General features: G+C 67.5%; 8 protein-coding genes and 1 tRNA gene. 6 read left to right on the top strand and 3 right to left on the bottom strand.

Annotation, left to right across the window (positions count from 1 at the left end; translation table 11 throughout):
* Positions 1-133: 133 nt before the first annotated feature.
* The 3 genes from G398_RS0111160 to G398_RS0111150 all read right to left on the bottom strand — a co-directional run bounded on the left by G398_RS0111160 (position 134) and on the right by G398_RS0111150 (position 4580).
* Positions 134-209 (bottom strand) — tRNA-Thr (locus tag G398_RS0111160).
* 40 nt (positions 210-249) lie between these two features.
* A complete protein-coding gene (locus G398_RS17955) occupies positions 250-2391 on the bottom strand; it encodes a prolyl oligopeptidase family serine peptidase (RefSeq protein ID WP_084512514.1) in 2142 nt (713 codons plus the stop codon).
* 74 nt (positions 2392-2465) lie between these two features.
* Complete coding sequence (locus tag G398_RS0111150) at positions 2466-4580, bottom strand: prolyl oligopeptidase family serine peptidase (protein ID WP_211229081.1); 2115 nt, start codon at positions 4578-4580, stop codon at positions 2466-2468.
* A 105-nt stretch (positions 4581-4685) separates the two neighbouring features.
* On the opposite strand from G398_RS0111150, the gene G398_RS0111145 reads away from it, so the two are divergent.
* The 6 genes from G398_RS0111145 (at position 4686) to G398_RS17945 (ending at position 11211) form a co-directional block, all read left to right on the top strand.
* Positions 4686-6017 carry a PhoH family protein gene (locus tag G398_RS0111145; protein ID WP_043484859.1) on the top strand — a complete coding sequence of 444 codons (1332 nt, stop codon included), beginning with the start codon at positions 4686-4688 and terminating at the stop codon, positions 6015-6017.
* A 9-nt stretch (positions 6018-6026) separates the two neighbouring features.
* Positions 6027-6578, top strand: a complete 552-nt coding sequence (locus tag G398_RS0111140; RefSeq protein ID WP_026853644.1) for a hypothetical protein — start codon at positions 6027-6029, stop codon at positions 6576-6578.
* A 67-nt stretch (positions 6579-6645) separates the two neighbouring features.
* Positions 6646-7845 carry a tyrosine--tRNA ligase gene (gene tyrS, locus G398_RS0111135; protein WP_026853643.1) on the top strand — a complete coding sequence of 400 codons (1200 nt, stop codon included), beginning with the start codon at positions 6646-6648 and terminating at the stop codon, positions 7843-7845.
* The gene (locus G398_RS22000) at positions 7842-9560 is read left to right on the top strand and encodes a DUF4388 domain-containing protein (RefSeq protein ID WP_026853642.1); all 1719 of its coding nucleotides are present in this window, start codon (positions 7842-7844) and stop codon (positions 9558-9560) included. Before tyrS ends, G398_RS22000 begins: the two co-directional genes overlap by 4 nt.
* A 132-nt stretch (positions 9561-9692) precedes the next feature.
* On the top strand, positions 9693-10538 hold the full coding sequence (locus tag G398_RS19775; protein WP_052571855.1) for an SPOR domain-containing protein: 846 nt from the start codon (positions 9693-9695) through the stop codon (positions 10536-10538).
* A complete protein-coding gene (locus G398_RS17945; RefSeq protein WP_169720656.1) occupies positions 10507-11211 on the top strand; it encodes an IspD/TarI family cytidylyltransferase in 705 nt (234 codons plus the stop codon). Before G398_RS19775 ends, G398_RS17945 begins: the two co-directional genes overlap by 32 nt.
* The last annotated feature ends 54 nt before the right edge of the window (positions 11212-11265 follow it).

The following is an 11265-nucleotide window of genomic DNA, read 5'->3' as shown; positions in this document are numbered from 1 at the left end:
GGGATTCGAACTGCGCCTGGCTTCGCCAGTCGCCGGTCCCGCTTCGGCGCGACATCAAGTCGCGCCTCGGGCGGTCCCACTCGCAGGTTCGAATCCTTGGCTCCAAAAAAGGCCCCCGGATGGGGGCCTTTTTTGGAGCCAACTACAGGATTCGAACCTGCGACCTGCTGATTACGAATCAGCTGCTCTACCAGCTGAGCTAAGTTGGCGCTGGCCTCCCAGTTTGCCCTGGGAAGGCCCTGGAATCAACTACCGGGCGAAGCTGGCGGGCAGCTTCATGTGGAGGTTCCTGACCAGGAAGGCCCACAGGTCGGCCCGCTCGGCGATGAGCTTGGCGGTGGGCTTGCCGGCGCCGTGGCCCGCGTTGGTCTCGATGCGGGTGAGCACGGGGGCGGGCCCGGCCTGGTCGGCCTGGAGGGTGGCGATGAACTTGTGGCTGTGGGCGGGCACCACGCGGTCGTCGTGGTCGCCGGTGGTCACGAGGGTCGGCGGGTACTTCACGCCGGGCTTCAGGTTGTGGAGCGGAGAGTACTTGATGAGGTTGGCGAAGCCTTCCGGCGTGTCGCTGGACATGTAGTCGCTCTTCCACATCCACCCGATGGTGAACGTGTGGTAGCGCAGCATGTCCATGACGCCCACGGCCGGCAGGGCCGCGCCGAAGAGGTCCGGCCTCTGGGCCATGCAGGCGCCCACCAGCAGCCCGCCGTTGCTGCCCCCCTGGATGGCGAGCTTCGGCGTGGCGGTGTACTTCTCCTTGATGAGCCACTCGGCGGCGGCGATGAAGTCGTCGAAGACGTTCTGCTTCTTCTCCCGCTTGCCGGCCTCCCACCAGTCCTTGCCGTACTCGCTGCCGCCGCGGAGGCAGGCCACGGCGTAGACGCCGCCCATCTCCATCCACACCTGGGCGATGGGGGAATAGCCGGGGGCCTGGGCGATGTTGAAGCCGCCGTAGGCGTAGAGCAGCGTGGGATTGGCGCCGTCCAGCTTCAGGCCCTTCTTGTAGGCCAGGAACATGGGGACCTTCGTGCCGTCCTTGCTGGGGTAGAAGACCTCCTTGACCTCGAACTCCGCGGGCCTGATGTCGACCTTGGGCTGGCGGAACACCGTGCTCTTCCCCGCCTTGAAGTCGTAGCGGAAGAGCGTGGGGGGCTGGTTGTACGACGTGAAGGTGTAGAAGGTCTCGGTGTCCTCCCGGCGGCCGTTGAAGCCGGCGAGGGTGCCCAGCCCTTCGGGCCTGATCTCCTTGAGGAAGCGCCCCTTCAGGTCGTAGAGCTTCACCACATTGAGGGCGTCCACCTTCCAGGTGACCGCGAAGGTGTTCCCGAAGAGGTCCGCGCCCGCAAGCACGTCACGTCCCTTGGCTTCTGGGATGAGGTCCTTCCAGGCCGAGGGCTTCGGATCCTTGAGGTCCACGGCCACGATCCGATGGCGCGGCGCGCCGGCGTCGGTATGCACGTAGAAGGTGTCGCCGTCGTTGCCCAGGATGGAATAGGAGCCGTCGTACCGGTCGAACAGAGGCACCACGGGGCTGCCCGCCTTGCGGAGGTCCTTCAGGAAGACCCGGTTCTTCCGCTCGGTGCCCTGGCGCTGGGAGATCACCAGCCAGTGGCCGTCGTCGGTGACCTGGGCGCCGAAGCCCCAGTCGGGCTGGTCGGGGCGCGCGTAGACCACGACGTCCTTCTCCACGGGATCGCCCAGCTTGTGGAAGAACAGCTTCTGGTTCTTGTAGACGGCGGTCAGGGCCTTGCCAGCGGCCACCTTGGGATAGTCGGTGTAGTAGAACCCGCTGCCATCCTTGGCCCAGCTGTTCACGGCCATGCGCCCGGCCGGGAAGGCGTCCGGCAGGTCCGCGCCCGTGGCCACGTTGCGGATCTTCCAGGTGCTCACGTCAGACCCGCCCTTCGACAGGCTGTAGGCCACGAAGGCGCCGTCCTCGCTGAAGCGCAGACCGCCCAGGGCCACGGTGCCGTCAGCGCTGAGGGCATTGGGATCGAAGAGCACGCGGCCCTTCTCCTCCAACCGCTCGGTGAGGTAGATGACTGCCTGGTTCTGGAGTCCGGAATTGTAGGAGTAGGTGTAGTACTTCCCATGCTTGCTGGGGGCCCCGTACTTCTCGAAGTTCCACAGGCGGGTCATGCGGGCCTCGATGGCCTTCCGCTCCGGGATCTGCGCCAGGTAGGCCTGGGTCACCCGGTTCTGGGCCGCGACCCAGGCCGCGGTCTCGGCGGAGTGGTCATCCTCCAGCCAGCGGTAGGGATCCGCCACCTTGGTGCCGAAGTAGTCGTCCACCACGTCCGCCTTGCGGGTGGCGGGATAGGTCAGCGGCGCCTGGGCCACGAGCGCAGTCGCCGCCAGGGCCAGCGCGCAGGCGCGGAATCGGATGCAGGTCATCTGGGAACCTCCGGAGGCAGGGGGGAGGTTCCCAGCATACATCGCATCACTATGTTTATGTCGTCAAACGCGAATCAGGGCGTCTTCAGGCCCAGGTTCTTCGCCAGGAAGGCCAGCACGTCCGCCCGCTCTTCGATGGCCTTGGCCGTGGGCTTGCCCGCGCCATGGCCCGCGCTGGTCTCGATGCGGGTGAGGATGGGCGCCGGACCCGCCTGGGCGGCCTGGAGGGTGGCCGTGAACTTGTGGCTGTGGGCGGGTACCACGCGGTCGTCGTGGTCGCCGGTGGTGACGAGCGTGGGCGGATACTTCGTGCCCGGCTTGATGGTGTGGAGGGGCGAGTACTTCATGAGGGTCTCGAAGCCCTCCTTCGTCTCGCTGCTGCCGTAGTCGCTCTTCCAGCCCCAGCCCAGGGTGAACTTGTGGAAGCGCAGCATGTCCATGACGCCCACCTCGGGCACCGCGGCGCCGAAGAGGTCCGGCCGCTGCGTGAGGCAGGCGCCCACCAGCAGGCCGCCGTTGCTGCCGCCGTTGATGGCCAGCTTCGGCGTGGAGGTGTACTTGTTCGCGATGAGCCACTCGGCGGCGGCGATGAAGTCGTCGAAGACGTTCTGCTTCTTGTCCTTCCGGCCCGCGTCGTACCACTCCAGGCCGTACTCGCCGCCGCCGCGCAGGTTCGGCATGGCGTAGAGGCCTCCCATCTCCAGCCAGACCATGCGGGACACAGAGAATGACGGGGTCAGCGAGATGTTGAAGCCGCCGTACCCATAGAGCAGCGTGGGGTTCTGGCCGTCACGCTTGAGGCCCTTCTTGTGCACCAGGAACATGGGCACCTTCGTGCCGTCCTTGCTGGCGTAGAAGACCTGTTCCACCTCGTAGTCCGCGGGCTTGAAGGCCACCTTGGGCGCGCGGAAGACCGTGCTCTTGGCGGTCTTCAGGTCCAGGCGGTAGATGGTCCCGGGATAGGCGAAGCTGCCGAAGGTGTAGAAGGTCTCCGTGTCCTGGCGACGGCCGCTGAACCCGGTGACCGTGCCCAGGGTCGGGAGGGCCAGGGTGCCCGTCTTCTTGCCCTTCAGGTCGTGGAACGTCACGGCGGAGTGGGCATCCCGCATCCAGGTGGCGACGAAGCGTCCGCCCACCAGGGACACGGATTCAAGCACCTCCCTGCCCTTGGCCTGGGGGATGATCGGAGTCCACGCGGCGGGATCGGCCTGACCCCTGCGGATGGCCACCAGGCGGTTGCGGGGCGCGCCCTGGTTGGTCAACACGAAGAAGGTGTCGCCCTCGTTGTCCACCACGCTGTAGGAAGCGTCCATGCGGTCCAGGAAGGGCTCCACGGGAGATCCGGGCTTCGACAGGTCCTTGAGAAAGAGGCTGGTCTCGGGATTGGTGCCCTTGTTGCCGGTGATGACGAGCCACCTGCCATCATCGGTGACGCTGCCGCCGATGTACCACTCGGGCTGGTCGGGGCGCTGGTAGATGAGCGCGTCGTCCGACTGCGCCGTGCCCAGCTTGTGGAAATAGAGCAGGTGGTTGTTGTTCACGCCCGTGAGTGCCCCGCCCTCCTTGGGGGTCTCGTAGCGGCTGTAGAAGAAGCCGCTGCCGTCTTTCAGCCAGGAGGCGCCGCTCGCCTTGGACCAGCGGATCTCGTCGGGCAGATCCTTGCTGGTGGCCACGTCGCGGACCTTCCAGGTCTGCCAGTCCGAGCCGGCCACGGAGACGGCATAGGCCATCAGGCCGCCGTCCTCGGTGAAGCTCGCGCCGCTGAGGGCCACGGTGCCGTCCTTGCTGAGGGTATTGGGGTCCAGCAGCACCCGGCCCTGGGCCTTGGGATCCTCGGTCACGAAGAGCACGGACTGGTTCTGGAGGCCTGTGTTGTAGGAGTAGAAATAGCGCTTGCCCCGCTTGAAGGGGGCGCTGAACTTCTCGAAATCCCAGAGGCGCGTCATGCGCTCCCGGATCTTCGCCCGCTGGGGGATCTGCTCGAGGTAGGCGAAGGTGACCTTGTTCTGGGCCTCCACCCAGGCCTTGGTCTCGGCGCTGTTGTCGTCTTCCAGCCAGCGGTAGGGGTCGGCCACCTTGGTGCCGAAGAAGTCGTCCACCACGCCGCCTTTCCGCGTGGATGGATAAGTCGGAGGAGTCTGGGCGGATAGGGCCGTGGTGATGGCGAGGGCCATGGGAAGGATCCTCATGATGGGGTCTCCAGAGGGGCCATTTTCCCACCAGCGGGCGGTGGAATCCCAGCCGTGCAAGGCCGGCCGCTTGGTGGTAGGGTGCGGGCAGCCCTGGAGGTCTCTTTGGTCCCACCATCCAGCAAGAAAGTCTTCGTCCTGGATACGAACGTCCTCCTGCACGATCCGAACTCCATCCTCCACTTCCAGGAACACGATGTGGTGCTGCCCATCGTGGTCATCGAGGAGGTGGATCACTTCAAGAAGGACCAGACCGAGGTGGGCCGCAACGCCCGCACGGTCTCGCGGATGCTGGACAAGCTCAGGGCCAGCGGCAGCCTCAGTCTCGGCGTGCCTCTGGAGGGCGGCGGCTCCCTCAAGGTGGATGTGGAGAATCATCCCCTGGACATCGGCATACTGCGCGAGGACAAGCACAAGGCCGACAATCAGATCCTGGCCTGCGCCAAGCAGCTCGTGGGCACCCTCAAGGAAAAGGTCGTCCTGGTCACCAAGGACACCAACCTCCGCATCAAGGCCGACGCCATCGGCATCCTGGCCGAGGACTACACCACGGACCGGGTGGAGATGGACGAGCTGTACACCGGCCACAAGTCCTGGGAGGTGGAGCCTGCGCAGGTGGACCAGCTCTACGACGGCGGCCTCCAGCCGGATCCCAAGCTGAACCTCCAGCCCAACCAGTTCCTCACCCTGGTGGACCAGTCCAACCCCAGCCACACGGCCCTGGCCCGCTTCATGGCCGGAGAGGGGCTCCTGCGACCCATGAAGCGCATGGAGGCCTATCCCTGGGGCATCAAGCCCCGCAACCGCGAGCAGCAGTTCGCCATGGAGCTGCTGCTGGATCCCACGGTGCAGGTGGTCACCCTGCTGGGCAAGGCGGGCACGGGCAAGACCCTGCTGGCCATCGCGGCGGGCCTCCAGCAGGTGGTGGACGACGAAGCCTACGACAAGCTCCTGGTGAGCCGCCCGGTGATGCCCATGGGCCGCGACCTGGGCTACCTGCCCGGAGACGTGGGCGAGAAGCTGCGTCCCTACATGCAGCCCATCTACGACAACCTCGAGTTCATCGTGGCCGCCAACACCGAGGCCCGGCGCCGCAGCACCATGAGCGCCGGCCAGCTGGAGGAGGCGGGCTACCTCAGCGTGGAGCCCCTCACCTACATCCGGGGCCGCAGCATCCCCAAGCAGTACCTGGTGGTGGACGAAGCCCAGAACCTCACGCCCCACGAGGTGAAGACCATCCTCACCCGGGCCGGCGAGGGCACCAAGGTCATCTTCACGGGCGATCCCCAGCAGATCGACAACCCCTACGTGGACGCCAGCACCAACGGCCTCAGCTTCCTGGCGGACCACTTCAAGCACCTCGACATCTCCGGCCATGTGACGCTCCAGAAGGGCGAGCGCAGCAAGCTGGCGGAGCTGGCGAGCAACCTGCTCTAGGAGCCTTCCATGGCTGACTCATCCTGGGACAACGGCGGGCACGGGGTTCCCGCCAAGGCGGGCCTGCCCACCTGGGCGAAGGTCCTCATGGGCTGCGGCATCGCCTTCCTGGTGGCCCTCGTCACCTGCGTGGGCGGGGTCGCCTATGTGGCCAACCGGGCCAAGAAGGACCCCGAGGGCCTCAAGAACCAGGTCATGGGCTTCGCCCTGGACAAGGTCCGCCCGGACTGGGAGGACTTCCGCCTGGTGGTGGACCAGCTCCGCACGCCCGAGGGCTGCCGCGCCCTCTACGCGGCGAATCCTGGGCTGGCGAAGACCTGGCCCACGGAATCCGCCTTCCTTCAGGCCGCCGCCGGGTGGCAGAAGGACCTGGCCCCGGCCCCGGACCTGACGCCGGACCTCATGGAGCACCAGGGGCTCCGCATCAACCACCACCTCGGTGGGCCGGTGGAGGTGGGCTGGAGCCCGAAATCCGGCCGCGCCGTCTACGTCACCTTCGAAAGCGCCCGGAAATCCGGGGACAAGGGGCCCCGCCGCGTCCAGGAAGTGGACGTCCGCTGACCGGACCCCCGGTGTCCCCGGACCGTTCCGCATTGAGGATCCGCGGGTTTTCCGCCAAGATTCAAGCATGACCGCCGCTTCCGGATCCGTATCTGATGCCCTTGCCCTGCTCACGAAGGGCACCGTGACCTGCCACAAGGTGGAACAGCTGGAGGCCAAACTGAAGGAGGGCCGGCCCTTGCGGATCAAGGCCGGCTTCGATCCCACGGCCCCGGACCTGCACCTGGGCCACGGCGTGCTCATCCGCAAGATGGCGCAGTTCCAGAAGCTGGGCCACGAGGTCACCTTCCTCATCGGCGACTTCACGGGCCTCATCGGCGATCCGACGGGCAAGAAGGCCACGCGCCCGGCCCTCTCCCGGGAGGAGATCGAGGCCAACGCCGAAACCTACAAGGCCCAGGTATTCAAGATCCTCGATCCCGAGAAGACGAAGATCCGCTTCAACAGCGAGTGGCTGGATCCCCTCCATGGCGAGCAGTGGATCCGCCTGGCCTCCCGGTTCACCGTGGCCCAGATGCTGGAGCGCAACGACTTCGCCAAGCGCATGGAGGCCCGCGAGCCCATCTCGCTCCACGAGCTGCTCTATCCCCTCACCCAGGCCTACGATTCCGTGGCCCTCCAGGCGGATGTGGAGCTGGGCGGCAACGACCAGCTATTCAACCTGATGCAGGGCCGCATCCTCCAGGAGGCCTCGGGCCAGAAGCCCCAGGTGGTGCTCACCGTGCCCCTGCTGCTGGGCCTGGACGGCGTGGAGAAGATGTCCAAGTCCCTGGGCAACTACATCGGCTTCATGGAGGACGCGGACACCCAGTTCGGCAAGGCCATGAGCGCCAGCGACAGCCTCATGTGGGACTGGTACCTGCTGCTGACGGACAAGCTGCCCGCGGAGATCGAGACCCTCAAGCGGGGCCATCCCATGGATGCGAAGAAGGCCCTGGCCCGGCAGATCGTGTCGGATTTCCATGGCGCCGCGGCCGGCCGCGAGGCCGAGGAGCGGTGGGTGCGCCGCTTCTCCGAGCGGAGCCAGGAGGAGGCCCCCGAAGTCGCCGTGGCCCCCACGGATGGCGAGGTTCCCCTCAGCCGCCTGCTGGTGGACCGGGGCCTGGCTGCCAGCCGGAAGGAGGCCGAGCGCCTCATCGGCCAGGGGGCCGTCAGTCTGGACGGCCAGAAGGCCGGGGATCCGGCCCTGCGCCTCTCGCTGCGTTCCGGCCAGTCCCTCCTGGTGAAGGTGGGCAAGCTCAAGCTCGAGCGCTGGGTGGTTGTATGAGCCTTCCGGCCCTCCGGGACCTCTTCGCCCGGCACCGGGCGGGGGCCACCGGCCTGTGGCGCCTGGGCCATGAACCGGGCCGGACGGTCTACCTCGAGCAGGGGAACGTGGTCTTCGCCGCCAGCACCCACCCCCTGGACCGCCTCACCCACCTGCTGGTGGAGCGCCGCAAGCTCACCCAGGTCCAGCTCGACTACGCCATGGCGAACCTCAACCCGACCATGTCCATCGGGCGGAACCTCATCGAGATGGGTTTCATCACCCAGCGAGACCTGCTGGACGTGGCCCGGGCCCAGGTCGAGCGGGTGGTCTGGGGGGCCATGGCCGTGGACGCCGAGCCTCCGGCCTTCGAGGCCAAGGCCCTGGACGCGGCCACGGTCCGCCTGCCCTTCGACACCCCGGCCATGCTGCTGGGCGGGGTGCTGAACCTCCAGGACCGGGAGCGGGTGCTGGCGGAGCTGGGCCCCCTGGACCAGGTGGTGGACCTGGAGGGACGGATCCCGGCGGAGCTCAGCCTGCCCCAGGACCTGGTCCGCATCCCCACCCTCCTGGACGACCACCGGACCCTGCTGGAGCTGAGCCGGGAATCCGGGGTGGAGCCCTTCCGCCTCGGTGCCTTCATCCTGTACCTGCGTGAGATGGGATGGGTCCGGCTCCATGGCGCCACCCTCCCCGAACCGGTGCTGGCCCTCCCCCTCGACCTGCCGCCGGTCGCTCCGCTGTCCCCGGTGCCGCTCATCCCCCCCACGCCTGTCCCGGTGTCTGCCCCGGGACCCCGCCCCTCGCTCATCGAGGAGATCCAGGCCAGCCAGCATCCCACCACCAACCTGGAGCACCTGGCCGAGGCCCTCGACCGGCTGGAACCCGAAGACGAGGTGGAGGAGCCTCTGCCTGCCTCCCGGCTCTTCACACCGCCGGAACCGGCCGTACCTATCCTCCAGGCGGCCTCCGGCAGTACAGAAATCTCTGATCTTTCAGATATTGGGCCCAAAACCTCCAATCGCCGCCCCCTGGTCCTGGCCCTGATCCTCCTGGTGGGCCTGGGCCTGTGGGGTGGTCTGTGGTGGCATCGGAAGAATCCCATCATCCTGCCCCGCCTGACCCAATCCACTCCGGATCACCGGGCTCTCTCCCCCAGCCCGAGCCCCCAGGCCTCCCCAGGGGAGGCGGTGAAGGCTTCCCTTCCGGCATCTGCCGCGCCTCCAGCCGCTTCGGCCCAGGCCGCCGTCGCCCCGGCCACCGCCACCCCGGTTTCCGCCAAGGCCCCCGCCCAGGCCCCGGCTCCCCCACAGGCCCAGCCCAAAGCCGAGCCCAAAGCCGAGGCCAAGGCCGTGGCCAAGGCAGAACCGAAGACCGCGCTTCCTTCCAAGGCCGAGCGGCTGAAGACCATCCGCGAAGGGAACTGGAAGCAGGCGCTCAGCCAGGGGGCCGCCCACCGGGCCAGCCTCCGGGGCAAGTGGTCCCTGCGTCTGGAGATCGCCTGCCAGGGCGACACGGTCCAACATGCGGTCGGCCTGCTCAAGGGTCTGGACCCGGATCTCTTCATCCTGCCCATGACCATGCGGGGCGGACGCACCTGCTACCAGGTCTTCCTCGGGAGCTACGACTCCGAAGCTGCCGCCCAGGCCGCCGCCCGCCGCCTCCCGGCCCCGTTCTCGGCGGGGGGCAACCGTCCGAAGCCCTTCCGGGTGGACGAGATCCCCGCCCGGCAATAGGCATAAGCACGGATTTCCATCCTATATTCCTATTGCAATTTGTGGCTCTTTACAAAAGGGGCCGCCTCAGCCATACTCTATATGTATACGAACTGGTCATTAAATTCGACCTGATGATCTTTGTGGAGTCCGATGCTGTCACCCTTCCATCCCACCAATTGGAGCAAGGCCTGCGCGCTCTGGATCCACGAGATCCACATCGCCTTCGACCCTCCGACGCCGGTGGACCCAGGAAGAGGCGGACTCCTCAGGCTCATGCGCTGGAGCACTCCGCGCGTGGCCACCCTGGTGGCCCTGAGCTTCACCCTCCACTGCACCCGGCCCCCGGCGGCCTACGTCAGCCCGGCCACCGGCTCCCGCGGGGGCGCCGTGCCCGCGGATGGACAGGCCTACGTGGAAGAGGGCGTGGCCAGCTGGTACGGGGGTAATGACGACGGATTCGCAGGCCGGCCCACGGCCAGCGGGGAGATTTTCGATCCCGAGCAGTTCACCTGCGCCCACCGCACCCTGCCGCTGGGCAGCTTCGTCGAGGTGGAGAACCTGGAGAACCGCAAGCGCGCCGTCCTCCGGGTGAACGACCGGGGGCCCTTCGTCAAGGGGCGCATGCTGGATCTTTCCAAGCGGGGCGCTGAGGAACTGGGCTTCCTGGGCCGTGGGACCACCCGCATCCGGCTTCGCTCCGTGGATGCCATGGGCCTGCCCGTCCCCCTGGATCCCGCCGCAGATCGCCTGGATCCCTTCGTGGTGCAGGTGGCCGCTCTTTCCGATCCCAAGAACATCGAATCACTTACGCGCGAACTTGAAAACACCTTCGGAGTCGTGACCCTCCAGAGCGCCACCACCCGCGGCGGGCTGGCGGTGAAGCGGGTCCGCGTCGGCAGCTACACCAGCCGCCAGGATGCCGAGCAGGCGGCCCAGCAGCTGGCCAAGCTCCTCAAGGACCGCGGTGTCGAGCCCTTCATCACCCGCCAGCACTGAGCCCCTGCGGCCCTACCTGGTGATCCCGGCCGGGGGCAGGGGCCTGCGCATGGGCGGCGGCCTGCCCAAGCAGTTCCGCGACTGGGGTGGCCGCCCGCTCCTCCGCGCCACCGTCGAGGCCTTCCTGGCCCCGGGCATGCCGCCGCTGGCGGGGATCGTCCTGGCGGTGCCGGAGGCCCACCTCGAGGAGGCCCGGAGCTGGTCCTTCGGCATCCCCTGCGCGGTGACTCCCGGGGGCGACACCCGCCAAGCCTCGGTCTGGGCCGCCCTCCTGACCCTGCCCGACCAGCCCATGGCGCCCGTGATGATCCACGATGCCGTGCGCCCCTTCCCCCCCGCGACTCCCCTGTGGGAGGCTCTGGACGCCTTGAACCAGTACGATGGCGTCCTCCTCGGCGAACCCTCCACGGACACGCTGAAGCGGGTGGACGCGGAGGGCCGAGTCCTCCGGACCGAGCCCCGTGAGGAGTTCTTCCGGGCCCAGACCCCCCAGATCGCCCGGCTGGGCACCTGGCTCCATGCCTTCCACGCGGCGGACGAGGCCGGCTTCAGCGCCACAGACGATGTGGCCCTGCTGGAGCGGCTGGGGCTGGCCGTGAAGCTGATCCCCAGCCCCGGTTCCAACCTGAAGCTGACCACCCCCGAGGACTGGGAGCGCACCCGGCCCCGCTGACCAGACCACGGAGTGTGGTGGCCGCACCCACATCCGTGCCCTATTCATCCATAC

The sequence above is a fragment of the Geothrix fermentans DSM 14018 genome, from assembly GCF_000428885.1.
Lineage (GTDB): Bacteria > Acidobacteriota > Holophagae > Holophagales > Holophagaceae > Geothrix > Geothrix fermentans.
The sequence above is the reverse complement of the archived record's forward strand: the minus strand, read 5'-3'. Positions and strand labels throughout refer to the sequence as shown.